Here is a 13,934-nt window from a genome sequence, read left to right on the forward strand (position 1 = left end):
ATGAATTGTTAACAGAGACAAGTAAACGAATTTGCGCATTGCGCACACCCGTTTGCTTGACGGTCACAGAGGCGTTGAACCACCTGATCCCATCCCGAACTCAGAAGTGAAAAGCGCCATCGCCGATGGTAGTGTGGGAGATCCCATGTGAGAGTAGGTCGTCGTCAAGCTTTAATCATAGAAGGCCTTGATAGCTTATGCTGTCAGGGCTTTTTTTCGTCTGCAGAAAATCCAAAAAAGTAAAAAGGGGAGTTAACCTCCCTAAAAATTAGACGCAGATGCCACCTTGCCATTGTATTCGCTTGCGCCTGTTTCGCAGGCTCAACGCGTCAGCGCAAATCCAATAGCAAGGTGACGATTGATCTGAGTTAATCTTTTCAAAGATAGAGCGTTAGATCCGTGAGGTCGTTATCAAGATTTTAAATAGGAAGCCCTGATCATAAATGGTCGGGGCTTTTTTACATCTCAAGAAACGTTTTTGTTGAGAAGCACTTTTTTAGCAGTGTTAGAAACAAATAAGGCTGCCAGTTGGCAGCCTCCTTCTGCATTTGCAGTTTGTTTTTACGGCGTTTTGCTTTGTTGGTTTTTTCGTGAACCCCACCTTTACGCATGATTGGGTCAAACGCATAGGGATTGCGTTTTTTCTGCTTAACTTTCATTTTTTGATCCTTATATGATCCTTTTGAGTTAAAAAAAGAAGGTATATTTTGAGGGTGGTAAGTGTGAATTACAACAGTGAATTTGGTTAAAAAAAGATCAGTCATCAAACATGACTGAAAATCTACTAAATTTGACTGTTTCTTATCCACAGTAAGAGGTTAAAGCAATAGGGTTCCAAAACCCTCATTTCTGCGAAGGGGGATGCCGCAAAACTAATGTGCTTGATAATTCTGCGTTAAAAAAACTCCTCAAAATGCTCGTTTATAGGTATAAATTCCGCTTTTCGGTGATTTTTGCCTTGCCTTATCTTTGCTCGCTACCTTTAGCGACAGCCCCAATGGTTCCTCAGTATTAAGTACTAAGTTTTAGTGTTGTCTCTTCAATCTTGGTAAAGAGCTTGTTATGGTCACGCTCTGCAAATACGTATACTTCACCTTGGCTATGTGACCAGCCGTCCCATCAATTGCGCTCTAATCATCTTTTTGAAGTGATTGCTGATGTCGTGTTGAGAAGTACGAAACAAGGAGGGGGTTAGCTTAATGTTAGCCAAACGATATTGTCTGAAAGATTCCTCCTAACTCTGCCGCTCCTTTTTCGCAAAGAAATGCGCCAAGTCGTCGATATTATTTTAACGGTTAGCGGTCAATAGACTCCGAGATTCGCTTAAGAACAGACAGGGTTGTCTCAAGTTCTGTCTTGGTGATACCTATGGAGCACTTCATTGCCCACTCCGCTTGCTTTTCATACAGCTGCAAATATACCGTTTCTCCAAGCGCTGAGAGGCTTATCAGCTTTGCGCGTTTATGGTCGGGATTGTCTTGGAACAGTAGAAGTTCATCCTCACTCATGGCATCAACAAGTCGTTGTACTGCTTGTCGTGTCAGTCCCATGCTTCTGGCTATTTGCGGTACAGTTTGTGGAGCACCAGCTAGAGAAAGAGCCCCTAAAACTTTCCATCGAGCACTCGTAATGCCATATTCCGATCCCATATGGTCACCTTCACTAACCAGGAGCCCGCCGAGTTTGAATACTTCAAGAGCGATGTCGGTAAATACCGTACCTTTTTGAGGAGTGTTCATCTGCAATCCTTTTGATAGTTTGACAACATGTTGACAATATGGTTTGATGTTTTCATAATGACAATATGTTACCAATTATTTCCCTAGGAGGGAATCATGTTGTCCATACTCCATCGAATTGCTGCATCCGCAGCCATCTTGTGCATTGCCACATTTTTCTCGGCAACCATTTTTGTTGAGCTTTTTGGGACAGCAGAATCCATAGCAATCCTGAAAAGTCTTATTGTATGGCCAGGTTTATTTATTCTTGTTCCTTCCATTGCCTTAACGGGTGCTAGTGGTTTCGCCTTAGCAAAATCTAGAAGTGGAAAGCTCGTACAACAAAAGAAAAAGAGAATGCCCTTTATCGCAATCAATGGGATATTAGTGCTCATTCCATGCGCCGTATTGCTTGATCATTGGGCATCCGTAGGTGTTTTTGATACTGATTTCTACATGGTTCAAGGCGTCGAATTGCTTGCTGGTGCAACCAATCTCATCTTGATGGGAATGAATATGAGAGACGGTCTTAGAATGAGTGGTAGATTTAGACGGCCTGCTTAAGTGTACCCTAGTAAGGCCTCCGTTCTTGCCATTCTGCGAAGGCAGGAGGCCATGTCCTTAATGCTCAGTCAAATAACTCCAATTGCTTTTGTAGACCACCCTGTCATTGTATTCATTTGAGCCAGTTTTTCAGGCTCAACGCGTCGGCGTGAATTCAATACCGAGGTGAATAGAATCTTCTGTCTCTTTTTTTGTGCGTTTTTCGATGCGTTTCTTTTGGTGCTAAGAGAAAAAACTACAGTTAAATCAATGATTAAAAAACTCATAACATAAATAATACGCTGTACCTTTCCTAAAAGAGAGATAGAAGAACGAATACACTCGATTTGTCGTTTTAGAAAGGGTGTTAAATTTCAATTATGACAGATAGGATAGTTAGGGGTACGCAGCTGTACAAACGGGTATGAGCACTATTAAGTGTTAGTAACAAAGGAGGATATATGTCCAATCCAGTAGATAGATTTTCTAGTCGTGTTGCTGATTACGACAAATACCGGCCTAGTTACCCATTAGACTTGATTAATAAGCTCTTGGAGCTGTCCAACTTAAATCAGTGTTCGGTTATTGCAGATATCGGCTCTGGAACAGGGATATTCAGTGAGTTACTTGTTAATCAAGGCGTAAAAGTTATAGGGATAGAACCCAATGATGCAATGAGACATTCCGCAGAAAACAAGCTTGGCCATAAAGTAAACTTTACGAGTTTAAATGCGACAGCAGAATCGACTTGTTTGAAGGAGAGCAGTGTTGATGTAATCACAGCCGCGCAATCCTTTCACTGGTTTAATAAAGACAAAACAATTCCTGAATTTAAACGCATACTTAAGCCAAACGGTGTCCTTGCTTTGGTGTGGAACCAAAGGTGCGTCGAACAAGATTTTCAGATTGCGTACGATGAAATTTTAGGCGCATATTCAAAAGACTACGATTCGATTAATCATAAGAACCTTAAAGACAATGAAGTGCCTCAATTTTTCGATTCCAATCGAATGGAGACATATACATACAATAACGAACAACTTTTTGACTATGAAGGGTTACTGGGCAGAATGAGGTCATCGTCATACTGTCCACTGCCAGGTACAGCAGAATACTCGCGTCTTGTGAAAGAGTTAGAGGTGGTATTTAACCAGTTTTCTTTACATGGTCAAGTCAAGTTTAAGTACAAGTCATGCCTATTTATTGGGCCAATTTGTTGCTGACAAAGCGTTCAAGAGGAACAGGCAACGCGTGGCGAATTTTGCTCACATCTTGGTATTTGTGTTTACGGTGGTAAATTGAGGTTTAGCGGCAGTGCGTTGCTGCCCTTTAACGCGGTGTTATCCCCGCCCCCGAATCATCTCACTATATATCATTCCCCCAATCCCAACCCCGCAGATTCATTAATCAACCATCGTTTTACTTCGGCAATTCCAGGTTCGTTGCGTCTTGAATATTTGTAAGCAAAGTAGAATTCATCGTCGGTTTCGATATGGTGGGTGGGCAGGCGGATTAGGTCGTCTTTGGTTTTGTCTTCATTGAACATATAGTCGTTGATCAGGGCGATGCCAAGGGAGTATTTAGCGGCTTCGTAGGTGAGCAGTAGATGGCTAAATTTATGCAGTTGTAGTTCGTCCGGTAGGATTTTTCCTTTCTCCGAAAACCAGCGGCGCCAGTCTTCTGTGTATTCGTTATAGATGCCAAAGGAAGTGACCAAGGGGAAGTCGCCCAATCTCTCGGGCTGTTTTTCAAGTAAGTTGGCCATGCCTGTGTCGGAACGAATATCGAGAGTGTTTTTCATGGCTTCATAAAACGCTGGACTGCAAACGGGGAAGATTCTTTCCCGGTAGATGGGGGTAAATGCGAAGCCGCGTTTGTCTTTGTCTGTGGTAATAAAGCAATCGGCGGTTTTATCAGAAAGCTCGGGTGAGCTGTGGGTCATGGTAATGCTGATATCTAGGTTAGGGTGTCGTCGCATCAGGTCGGGTAGGCGTGGCATTAACCAACACACGGCAAAGGAGCTGTAGACAGCGATTCTCACCTTGGTTTCACTTTCTCCTCGTATCAGGTTGCTAGCACGGGCAATTTGCGACAAGGAGCTGCTAATGGCGTCTAAATAGTGTTTTCCCTCTGTTGTTAAGCTGAGATAGCGACCTTGGCGTTGGAAAAGGCTTTCACCCAAGTGATTTTCTAAGGCGCGAATCTGATGGGAGACAGCGCTTTGGCTTAGGTTGAGCTCCTGGGCGGCAAGGGAAAAGCTGTTTAATCTGGCAACGGCTTCAAAGACAGGTAGAGCTTTCAGTGGTGGTAGCATTTTATTATCCAAAAAACGAATACTAAGTGAGGATATATCATTTTATTGATGGTGAAGTCGAGGCTAGAATGCGGTTCTTTATATATTGTACTCAAGGAGCGGCTATGTCTGGAAAAACCATCGGTAGCGCTATTTTGATCCTAGTGATAGGTAACTTCTTCGCGACGTTTTGCGATGTGTTTATCAAAATGGCGGGCAGCAGTGTGGCCGTTTATCAGTTTACCTTTATGCGTCTTGTGATGATTTGTCTTGTGTTATTGCCATTGGCTTATAAACACATTGATTTTAAAGGAGATATAGGTCTTAAACTGCATTTGCTAAGAGGTAATCTTTGGGTATTGGCGAGTGTTTTATTGATTATATCGTTAACGGCGCTGCCGCTTGCCACGGCTAATGCGGTGTTTTATATCGCGCCGATTCTGATTGTGTTGTTTGCGGGGATTTTCTTTAAAGAGAAAATTACCACGGGCATTGTGATTGCGGCTGTATCTGGCTTTGTTGGGGTATTGATCATTTTACGACCTTCTGACGTCAGTTGGGGGATGATCAGTGCGGTGTTGTTTTCCGTGGTATTGGCGACCAATAGTTTGCTGATTCGCAAGTTGCCAAAAAATCAAAACTTGTTCTTTGGGCTTTTGATAACCCATCTATCGGCGTTGCCTTTAACGGCTTGTTTGGCAATTTGGGAAGGGGCGTCTTGGAATATGGATGGCTTGTTATACGCTGGTGCATCGGCGATGTGTTCGATTGTTTATAGCTTAGCGTGCCTGCAAGGTTACCGCTATGTGGCGTCGAGCCAGGTGAGCAGTGCGGAATATTCCGGCTTGCTGTTTGCTGTGATATTGGGCTGGATTATTTTTAACGAGTCGATCGATTTCTTCTTTGTGATTGGGGCTCTGTTTATCATTTTGCCTTTGGCGTACTTGGGTAACCGAGATAGACGTAAGCGCAAAGCTGAAGAACGTATGTCGGTGGTTCGCTCGCAATTAGACGCAGGTTAATTATCTCAGCCTATTAATAGTTGATGGGGCGTCTTTGCTGTCTATAGAAGTAGCATAGCCGTTCCGTCGTATATTGATGTCTTGGTTGATTCAACAAAGTAGCCTATCTCTGGGTTGTTTTTCCTTGATGTTCACATCCCGTCACAGAAATTCATTATCTAAAGTGCTAGAATTTTGCGCTATTATCTCAGACAAGCTGAGACTGTTTTTTTGGAGTATGGGAATTTATGGCCAGCAAAGATGTGTTGGAGTCGGTGTACGAAAAAATAACCAATGAAGAAGATGCCAGAGCCTGTAAAGCCATTGATGAGTCGGCTTGTAAGGAAGTGCCTGGTAATTTTATCAAGCTGATTATCGCTCAGTTTTTTACAAATTTGGGCGATGCCATGATTAACCCAAAAATCACCTTGTCTTGAAAGCGGATTAGGTCATGGAGCCTGAGGATCGAGTATTGCCTAATGCTCAGGATCCGAGTAAAAAGAGATATACCGTTTTAAAAAAATAGACGTAAATCCAGCCTAAAATTTTGGAATTTCCCTTGGCAAGGGAGAAAAAGCACTGCGATATTAACAGGGACGTCGTCAATCTTGAAAAAGCAACTCCCCCCCTTTTAAACGATGCAGCCGTTTAACAGACGGTTATAGCCATGGCTTCGCCACTTTATAACTGCTTAGTAGTCCCATATTGATAGATTGGAGTCAGAACAAGAATGACAAAACGTTATCCGCCGATTGAGCCGTTTAATTCGGGGATGTTAGAGGTAAGTGACGGCCACAGCATTTATTGGGAAGAGGTCGGTCATCCTGGTGGAATTCCAGCTATTTACCTTCATGGTGGACCCGGAAGTGGTTGTGGTCCTGGCTCAAGGCGTAATTTTGACCCCAAAGCCTATCGTACCGTTTTATTTGACCAGCGAGGTTGTGGCCGTAGCCTTCCGCTCATATCTGAGCCTGAATCTGACTTGAGTACAAACACCACCGATCACCTGATTGCTGATATTGAAGCCCTCCGTGAGCACTTTAAGATCGATAATTGGGTTGTTGTGGGTGGATCCTGGGGAGTGACACTAGGTCTCGTATACGCGCAGCGATATCCAGAGAGAGTCAGAGCGATGGTGCTTGGGTCAGTAACGGCTGGAACTCGACGTGAAATCGATTGGATCACGCGGGATATGGGCAGGATCTTTCCTCGTGAATGGGAGCGTTTTTGTGCGCTTATACCTGAAACCGAGCGAAGTGGCGACTTATCCGCTGCCTATGCACGACTCTTGGCCGACCCTGATCCAGAAACACGTGAGCAGGCTGCACTCGAGTGGTGTCGTTGGGAGGACACCCATGTTTCACTTATGCCAGGTTGGGAGTCCAACCCACGTTACAGAGATCCACAGTTTAGCCTTATCTTTTCTCGTGCCGTAACGCACTATTGGAGCCACAGTTGCTTCTTAACCGATAATGAGTTGATGGCTGGGATGAATTGTATTGCAAATATTCCGGCTGTCCTAATCCATGGTCGATGGGATATTTCTGGACCGCTAGATATTGCTTTGGAGCTGCATCGTGCGTGGCCGAAGAGTGAGTTATGTATCTTGGAGGAAGCTGGTCATGGTGGGATTGGTTTTCCTGAAGCGATGACGGCTGCGCTGGATAAGTTCCGTAGATAGGCTATTATCATATTCCATGCTGTAACAAAACCATCCAATCGACTCCGCAACGTCCCCCTATTTTTGCAAAAGACTCTGCAAATGTTCACATCCCGTCACAGAAATTCATTATCTAAAGTGCTAGAATTTTGCGCTATTATCTCAGACAAGCTGAGACTGTTTTTTTGGAGTATGGGAATTTATGGCCAGCAAAGATGTGTTGGAGTCGGTGTACGAAAAAATAACCAATGAAGAAGATGCCAGAGCATGTAAAGCCATTGATGAGTCGGCTTGTAAGGAGGTGCCTGGTAATTTTATCAAGCTGATTATCGCTCAGTTTTTTACCAATTTGGGCGATGCCATGATTAATCCAAAAATCACCTTGCCTTGGATATTAAATAGCATTGGAGCGCCAGTGTATTTGCTGAGTTGGTTAGTGCCGATTCGTGAGTCTGGGTCTTTGTTGCCGCAATTAGCCATTGCGAGTTTTATACGTAAGTTACCGCTCCGTAAATGGGTTTGGATCGTTGGGAGTATTTTGCAGTCGATCAGTGTTGTGCTGATCGGGTTGATAGCCATGACAATGCAAGGGGCTGTGGCGGGTTGGTTGGTGATTGCTTGTTTGGTGGTGTTTAGTCTTGCCCGTGGGCTTAGCTCGGTGGCGTCGAAGGATGTGTTAGGTAAGACGGTTCCGAAAACGCAGCGCGGACAAGTGACAGGTTGGTCGGCAAGTGTCGCTGGGTTAGTAACCGTCGGGATTGCCATCGTCATGTTATTGAGTGCGTTAACGTCCTTTGAAGGTAATGCCTATGTGTATGGCGTTTGCTTAATGGGAGCGGCTATTTTTTGGCTGTTGGGGGCGTTGGTTTACTCCCGCGTTGTGGAGTTTTCTGGCGAAGTAGATGGCGGTAAGAACGGCTTTAAAGAGGCGCTTAAGCAGCTGAGTTTGCTAAAAACGGATAAAGCCTTTCGCCAGTTTGTGATCACTCGTTCGTTATTTTTATGTACCGCTCTGAGTGCGCCTTTCTATGTTGTTCTGGCTCAGCATACCCTAGGGAATAACATGTGGGTGTTGGCGATGTTTATTGGTGCCAGTGGTTTAGCCTCGCTTGTTTCTGCGCCTTTTTGGGGAAAGTTCTCCGATCGTTCCAGTCGAAAAGTGATGATGGCGGCCTGTTTGTTTAGCTCTTTGATTGGTTTGGTCTTGTTTGCGGTCTCTTGGTTGGCGCCTTCACTGTTAGACAATTTCTTGTTGTTACCGGTTTTGTATTTCTTGCTGACGATTGCCCATCAAGGAGTGCGGGTAGGGCGGAAAACCTATTTAGTGAATTTAGCCGATGGCAATAAGCGAACCAGTTATGTGGCCGTTAGTAATACAATGATTGGTTTTATCCTATTGTTGATGAGTTTTATTGGCGCGCTAACGCAATTTATCTCGTTAGAAGGGTTAATTCTTGTCTTTTCGGGTATGGCGATTGTGGGTGTTTTGATGGCGCTACGCTTACCCGAAGTATAAGTTAGAACGGTCTGGCACTTTGTTGATTTAAGCGTTTGGTGGTACTAAAGAAAAAGAAGGCCCATTTAGCATTCGGTACTATTTAGTACCGTGCTCAATGGGCCTTTCTACTGCTTGTTCGCTATGGAGGATTAGGCGGGTAGGTTCGCTTTTAACCACTCAATGGCTTGTGGATAAGGCGCTGGCATATTGAGCCTGTCTAACGCCGTTTCCAGAACCGTTAGGTTGCCTGTGCAGAAGTTCAGGTGACCCACTTTGCGGCCAGGTCTAACGTCTTTTTGATACCAGTAGAGTTCTAAACTTGGGATGCTGAGCCATTGGTAATCCAGATCGACGCCGATCAAGTTCACCATCATACTTTGATTTTTGATCTCAGCGCTCACTAGTGGTAAGCCCATAACGGCACGGACGTGATTTTCAAATTGGCAAACGTTGCTGCCTGCTTGTGTCCAATGGCCACTGTTGTGCACGCGAGGGGCGAGCTCGTTAATCAGTAAGTCATCCCCCACACGGAAGCATTCCATAGCCATAACACCAACGTAGTCTAATGCATCCATCAATTTACCAAGCATCGTCTCTGCTTTGCTTTGGTATTGATCGAGGCGTTTAAGTGGCGATATTGATGCGTACAAAATACCATTGATATGTAGGTTGAGGGTGAGCGGGTAAAAATACTTTTCACCATCTTTGCCACGTACACCAACAAGGGAGACTTCTTCGTCGAAGTTAATGGCTTGTTCGGCAATGGCTTGACCTTTCCAGTCGTCGGGGATTTCTGAGTTTTCCGCTTGTTTTAACCAATATTGGCCTTTGCCATCATAACCGCCACGACGACGTTTCATAAGGACGCGTTCGCCTAAAGTGTCGTAAGCGTGTTGTGCGCTAGAGTCGGCTTCTACAGGAAACCAAGGCGCCGTGGCAAGGTCTAGGCGGTCTAGCCATTGCTTTTGCGTCAGACGATCCGCCAGTTGAGGGAAGGTCGCAAGGTTAACAAAGTTGTTATGTGTGGCTAACTGCTTGGTGGCAACGGTTTCTGGCCATTCTTCTCGCTCGGCGGTGACGATGTCGTTTGCTTGCAGCGGCAATTCGTCTGTTGCCTCAATATCCACAGGGCGCACATCGATTCCCAATGGGGTGCCGGCTTGTTTTAACATGGCGCCCAGTTGACCCGCGCCTAATACCCATAATGTTGACATTAGGCCTCCCGAGGATCTGGGTTAGCGAGTACTGTTTCGGTTTGTTTGGCGCGAAACGCGTCAATTTTTTTCGCCAGTTCAGGGTCGTTATTGGCTAGGATCTGGCAAGCTAATAGGCCTGCGTTAAATGCCCCAGCGGTACCAATGGCTAATGTGCCAACCGCAACACCTTTTGGCATTTGAGCGATAGAAAGCAGGCTGTCCATGCCGTTTAGAGCTTTGCTTTGTACTGGTACACCGAGTACGGGGAGTCGAGTATGGGCCGCAACCATGCCAGGCAGATGTGCTGCACCGCCTGCACCACCAATGATGACTTGGAAGCCCTTTTCAACTGCGCTTTCTGCAAACTCAGCAAGTTTCACTGGGGTTCGGTGAGCGGAAACGACTTCCACATGGTAGCTAACGCCCAGTGTGTCCATGATTTCAGCGGCACCTTCCATGGTGGCCCAGTCACTTTTTGATCCCATAATAAGGGCTACTTTTGCTTGCAAGATCTTTCTCCTGATAAGGGTTCAACGTGGTGTTCAGGGGTGAATATGTTGAACGACATACAATGGCTCTGACAAAACCTTGAGAACACCCTCGCTCATGTGGATGTTTTCAGCCTAATAGGTTTTAAAAGAGTGGTTTTAATTGCGCGTTAATATAGCCGATTTTGCCAAAAACCGCGAGGGTTGAAGGGGGAATTCGTTTTACTAGAAGGGCTATGCTGGAATAAACAAAGAGCGACTTAAAGCCGCTCTTTTAGGTATTGCTCGTAATCAGGGATTTTTCGCTCGAATTCACTATTAAATAGTGGCGAAGTGACGAGGAAATTCGCCGAGGACACGCTACAAGCTATGGGAATGTTCCATACTGCTGCAACGCGAAGCAGTGCCTTGATATCAGGATCATGGGGCATGGGCTCAAATGGATCCCAAAAAAAGATCAAAACGTCGATTTTGCCTTCCGCAATCAAGCCACCAAGTTGTTGATCACCACCCAGTGGGCCACTGATAAGGGATTTGACTGGCACATCCAAATGCCTTTGCATTAAATTGCCCGTCGTCCCCGTTGCCATCAAATTGTGTTTGATTAGCTTTTCTTTGTGTTTTTTTGCCCACTCAATAAGCTCAGGTTTCATATTGTCATGGGCAACCAGAGCGACGTTTTTACGCTCTGGTGTGGTGATGGTTTTCTTTATCAAGAGAGTCCCCATATTGGGTTATTCCGCTGTATTGCCGACTTTGACAATTTTCATCATGTTGGTTGTGCCGTAGCTTACCAAATGATCGCCTTTTGTCACAATGACTAGGTCGCCATCTTTAATCAGACCAAGGGACTTAACATGATCAACAAGACCAGACACAATCGTATCCACATTGAACTCTTGCGAAGAGAAAGCCACGGGGGTTACGCCACGATAAAGGTTGACTTTGTTTAATGTAGCTTGGTTAGGCGACAAGGCATAAATTGGTAAGCCTGAGCTGATGCGCGACATCAGAAGCGGTGTCGTACCCGATTCCGTTAAACTGATGATGGCTTTCACCCCTTGTAGGTGATTAGCCGCGTACATAGCCGACATGGCGATGGTTTCATCGATACCTGTGAAGGTTACGTCAATACGGTGTTTAGAGCGGTTAATAGCTGGCTGTTTTTCCGCACCTAAGCAAACCCGGTTCATGGTTTTGATGACTTCTTCAGGGTAAGCACCGGCAGCGGTTTCTGCTGACAACATAACCGCATCGGTACCATCTAGCACGGCGTTGGCTACGTCGAACACTTCTGCACGGGTTGGCATGGCGCTGGTGATCATGGTTTCCATCATTTGCGTTGCCGTGATAACAGGGCGGTTTAATTGACGGCAACGTTTGATCATGTGTTTTTGTACACCGATCAATTCGGCATCACCGATTTCTACGCCTAAATCACCACGGGCTACCATGACGGCATCGGATGCCATAATAATGGCGTCTAATGTTTCGTTGTCCGCTACGGCTTCAGCGCGTTCTACTTTCGAGACGATGCCCGCTTTCAAGCCCGCCGCTTCAGCAAGAGCACGAGCTTCGTTTAGGTCATCCGCACTGCGTGGGAAGGAAACCGCTAGGTAATCTGCTTGCAAAGCTGCTGCTGTTTTGATGTCTTCTTTGTCTTTGTCTGTTAGTGCGGCGGCAGAGAGTCCACCGCCTTGACGGTTGATGCCTTTGTTATTAGACAAATCACCACCGACAATGACCTTGGTGATCACTTCTTGGCCTTTTACCTCGGTCACTTCTAGAACCACACGGCCGTCATCCAATAGCAAAATATTGCCTGGCTGAGAGTCTTTAGCCAGTTGAGGGTAATCAATACCTACACGGGTTTCGTCACCGCTGTTTTTGTCGAAGCCGACGTCAAGAATGAAGGTTGCCCCATCTTTTAGCTCAACTTTGGTATTTTTAAAGCGAGCAATACGGATTTTAGGTCCTTGTAGATCGCCCAGAATAGCGACATGACGACCATTTTTTTTTGCCATGTCACGTACCACATTGGCACGATTTATATGGTCTTCTGGCTGTCCATGGGAAAAGTTAAGGCGAAACACATTTGCGCCAGCTAGGATCAATTTTTCGATCATCTCTGGGGAGCTAGAGGCCGGACCAAGTGTTGCAACAATTTTCGTTCTACGAGTCATGATAGATTACCAAACATTTGAAAGCGTATAGAGAGTATAAGGTAGGACAAAGGCTGCGTCAGCAGCCTTTGCTAATATTGCTTATTTTGCGTTCATTAGTGCAATGGTATTGTCTAACATGCGGTTAGAAAAGCCCCATTCGTTATCATACCAAGACATCACTTTGACCAATTTGCCTTGAACACGAGTCTGTGTCGCATCAAAGTTAGACGTAAAGGCGCTGTGGTTGAAATCAGAGGACACCAGAGGATCGTGGTTAATATGCAGAACCTGGGCAAGAATTGGGTCGGCTTTCACCGCATCTTCGATGATTTGGTTGACCTCTTCCACGCTGGTTTCACGAGGTGCTAAGAAAGAAAGGTCGACTAGTGATACGTTAATGGTGGGTACACGAACGGCCATGCCATCGAATTTGCCAGCCAGTTCAGGTACAACGAGACCAACGGCTGCGGCCGCCCCTGTTTTACTTGGGATCATGTTCATTGCTGCAGCACGAGCACGATACAGATCAGAGTGGTATACATCAGATAAACGTTGATCGTTTGTATAAGAGTGGATTGTGGTCATCAGACCACTTTCGATGCCTAATTTGTCGCTCAGTGGTTTGGCAACTGGAGCTAAGCAGTTAGTGGTGCAAGACGCGTTTGAAATAACGGTCATGTCGCTGGTCAAAACATCTTGGTTGACGCCGTAGACAACGGTTGCATCAACTTCCTTGCCTGGCGCAGAAATGATGACTTTTTTCGCACCTGCACTAAGGTGTGCGCTGGCTTTTTCTTTGGTTGTGAAGAAGCCTGTACATTCAAAGACAACGTCTACTTCGAGCTCTGCCCATGGAAGATCCGCTGGGTTACGCTCAGAAAAAGTACGGATTTTGTCTTGATTGATGTAGAGCGCTTCCTCATCAAACGTCACTTCTTCGCCGAAACGGCCGTGTACTGTGTCATATTTAGTTAGGTGAGCGTTGGTTTTTGAGTCGCCAAGGTCATTAATCGCGACGACTTGAATGTGCTCGCGCTTACCTGATTCGTATAAAGCTCGCAGTGTGTTGCGTCCAATACGTCCATATCCGTTAATCGCTACTTTAATTGTCATACTCACCTCTAAATATAGTGGAAGTCCATTTGTATCCTTACTAGATTGTAGTTAAGAATACATGGAGGAATGCGTTGTTTTACGTAAAAATACTACACAACAGGATTTTGAAGCAAGGACAGTGCTGCGTTAGTCCTATATTTTGCTCAAAAAATAAACATTGGTCATGTTATAGCACAAAGCGTATATTAAAAATGTTACCAAGGAAGGCTATTTTAAAACAAAATCTGGCTTTGCGTGAGCCTTTTTGGTAAAAAAA

At 45.2% G+C, this 13,934-nt stretch carries 14 protein-coding genes and 1 rRNA gene; 7 read left to right on the forward strand and 8 right to left on the reverse strand.

Features of this window, described 5'->3' with window-relative positions:
* The first annotated feature begins 55 nt into the window (after window positions 1–55).
* A 5S ribosomal RNA gene (gene rrf / locus AC0VYG_RS04415) occupies window positions 56–170 on the forward strand.
* Between the two features lie 288 nt (window positions 171–458).
* Here the strand turns inward: rrf and AC0VYG_RS04420 are convergent.
* On the reverse strand, window positions 459–659 hold the full coding sequence (locus tag AC0VYG_RS04420; RefSeq protein ID WP_475431134.1) for a hypothetical protein: 201 nt from the start codon (window positions 657–659) through the stop codon (window positions 459–461).
* 636 nt (window positions 660–1,295) lie between these two features.
* On the reverse strand, window positions 1,296–1,739 hold the full coding sequence (locus AC0VYG_RS04425; protein WP_475431135.1) for a MarR family winged helix-turn-helix transcriptional regulator: 444 nt from the start codon (window positions 1,737–1,739) through the stop codon (window positions 1,296–1,298).
* A gap of 96 nt (window positions 1,740–1,835) precedes the next feature.
* On the opposite strand from AC0VYG_RS04425, the gene AC0VYG_RS04430 reads away from it, so the two are divergent.
* Together AC0VYG_RS04430 and AC0VYG_RS04435 are read left to right on the forward strand one after the other, a co-directional pair.
* Window positions 1,836–2,282 carry a hypothetical protein gene (locus tag AC0VYG_RS04430; protein ID WP_475431136.1) on the forward strand — a complete coding sequence of 149 codons (447 nt, stop codon included), beginning with the start codon at window positions 1,836–1,838 and terminating at the stop codon, window positions 2,280–2,282.
* 440 nt (window positions 2,283–2,722) lie between these two features.
* Entirely contained in the window at window positions 2,723–3,484 is a 762-nt protein-coding gene (locus AC0VYG_RS04435) for a class I SAM-dependent methyltransferase (RefSeq protein WP_475431137.1), read from the forward strand.
* Between the two features lie 149 nt (window positions 3,485–3,633).
* On the opposite strand, the gene AC0VYG_RS04440 is transcribed toward AC0VYG_RS04435, so the two are convergent.
* On the reverse strand, window positions 3,634–4,575 hold the full coding sequence (locus AC0VYG_RS04440; protein WP_475431138.1) for a LysR family transcriptional regulator: 942 nt from the start codon (window positions 4,573–4,575) through the stop codon (window positions 3,634–3,636).
* A 104-nt stretch (window positions 4,576–4,679) separates the two neighbouring features.
* Here AC0VYG_RS04440 and AC0VYG_RS04445 point away from each other — a divergent pair, with 104 nt between their 5' ends.
* The 4 genes from AC0VYG_RS04445 (at window position 4,680) to AC0VYG_RS04460 (ending at window position 8,731) form a co-directional block, all read left to right on the forward strand.
* Window positions 4,680–5,576, forward strand: a complete 897-nt coding sequence (locus AC0VYG_RS04445) for a DMT family transporter (RefSeq protein ID WP_475431139.1) — start codon at window positions 4,680–4,682, stop codon at window positions 5,574–5,576.
* A 227-nt stretch (window positions 5,577–5,803) separates the two neighbouring features.
* Window positions 5,804–5,992, forward strand: a complete 189-nt coding sequence (locus tag AC0VYG_RS04450; protein ID WP_475431140.1) for a hypothetical protein — start codon at window positions 5,804–5,806, stop codon at window positions 5,990–5,992.
* Window positions 5,993–6,285: 293 nt separating this feature from the next.
* Window positions 6,286–7,236: a prolyl aminopeptidase gene (gene pip, locus AC0VYG_RS04455; RefSeq protein WP_475431141.1), complete on the forward strand. Its 951-nt coding sequence runs from the start codon at window positions 6,286–6,288 to the stop codon at window positions 7,234–7,236.
* Between the two features lie 181 nt (window positions 7,237–7,417).
* The gene (locus AC0VYG_RS04460) at window positions 7,418–8,731 is read left to right on the forward strand and encodes an MFS transporter (protein ID WP_475431142.1); all 1,314 of its coding nucleotides are present in this window, start codon (window positions 7,418–7,420) and stop codon (window positions 8,729–8,731) included.
* Window positions 8,732–8,862: 131 nt separating this feature from the next.
* Here AC0VYG_RS04460 and purK read toward each other — a convergent pair whose 3' ends face one another.
* From purK to gap, 5 genes are all read right to left on the reverse strand, one after another.
* Window positions 8,863–9,927, reverse strand: a complete 1,065-nt coding sequence (gene purK, locus AC0VYG_RS04465; protein ID WP_475431143.1) for a 5-(carboxyamino)imidazole ribonucleotide synthase — start codon at window positions 9,925–9,927, stop codon at window positions 8,863–8,865.
* Window positions 9,927–10,418: a 5-(carboxyamino)imidazole ribonucleotide mutase gene (gene purE / locus AC0VYG_RS04470; RefSeq protein ID WP_267905988.1), complete on the reverse strand. Its 492-nt coding sequence runs from the start codon at window positions 10,416–10,418 to the stop codon at window positions 9,927–9,929. The genes purK and purE overlap by 1 nt, the downstream gene beginning before the upstream one ends.
* 239 nt (window positions 10,419–10,657) lie before the next feature.
* Complete coding sequence (locus tag AC0VYG_RS04475; protein ID WP_475431144.1) at window positions 10,658–11,113, reverse strand: methylglyoxal synthase; 456 nt, start codon at window positions 11,111–11,113, stop codon at window positions 10,658–10,660.
* 18 nt (window positions 11,114–11,131) lie between these two features.
* The gene (gene pyk / locus AC0VYG_RS04480; RefSeq protein WP_475431145.1) at window positions 11,132–12,580 is read right to left on the reverse strand and encodes a pyruvate kinase; all 1,449 of its coding nucleotides are present in this window, start codon (window positions 12,578–12,580) and stop codon (window positions 11,132–11,134) included.
* Window positions 12,581–12,661: 81 nt separating this feature from the next.
* Entirely contained in the window at window positions 12,662–13,675 is a 1,014-nt protein-coding gene (gap, locus tag AC0VYG_RS04485; RefSeq protein ID WP_475431146.1) for a type I glyceraldehyde-3-phosphate dehydrogenase, read from the reverse strand.
* Window positions 13,676–13,934 lie beyond the last annotated feature (259 nt).

This window comes from Marinomonas sp. 63XJN7_7_ISO-PGPR-S23-202, from assembly GCF_056173505.1.

Bases quoted from the DNA above. Each gene is read 5' to 3' on its own strand.
- AC0VYG_RS04420 (WP_475431134.1), bottom strand. From the start codon at position 659: ATGAAAGTTAAGCAGAAAAAACGCAATCCCTATGCGTTTGACCCAATC.
- AC0VYG_RS04425 (WP_475431135.1), bottom strand. From the start codon at position 1,739: ATGAACACTCCTCAAAAAGGTACGGTATTTACCGACATCGCTCTTGAA.
- AC0VYG_RS04430 (WP_475431136.1), top strand. From the start codon at position 1,836: ATGTTGTCCATACTCCATCGAATTGCTGCATCCGCAGCCATCTTGTGC.
- AC0VYG_RS04435 (WP_475431137.1), top strand. From the start codon at position 2,723: ATGTCCAATCCAGTAGATAGATTTTCTAGTCGTGTTGCTGATTACGAC.
- AC0VYG_RS04440 (WP_475431138.1), bottom strand. From the start codon at position 4,575: ATGCTACCACCACTGAAAGCTCTACCTGTCTTTGAAGCCGTTGCCAGA.
- AC0VYG_RS04445 (WP_475431139.1), top strand. From the start codon at position 4,680: ATGTCTGGAAAAACCATCGGTAGCGCTATTTTGATCCTAGTGATAGGT.
- AC0VYG_RS04450 (WP_475431140.1), top strand. From the start codon at position 5,804: ATGGCCAGCAAAGATGTGTTGGAGTCGGTGTACGAAAAAATAACCAAT.
- pip (WP_475431141.1), top strand. From the start codon at position 6,286: ATGACAAAACGTTATCCGCCGATTGAGCCGTTTAATTCGGGGATGTTA.
- AC0VYG_RS04460 (WP_475431142.1), top strand. From the start codon at position 7,418: ATGGCCAGCAAAGATGTGTTGGAGTCGGTGTACGAAAAAATAACCAAT.
- purK (WP_475431143.1), bottom strand. From the start codon at position 9,927: ATGTCAACATTATGGGTATTAGGCGCGGGTCAACTGGGCGCCATGTTA.
- pyk (WP_475431145.1), bottom strand. From the start codon at position 12,580: ATGACTCGTAGAACGAAAATTGTTGCAACACTTGGTCCGGCCTCTAGC.
- gap (WP_475431146.1), bottom strand. From the start codon at position 13,675: ATGACAATTAAAGTAGCGATTAACGGATATGGACGTATTGGACGCAAC.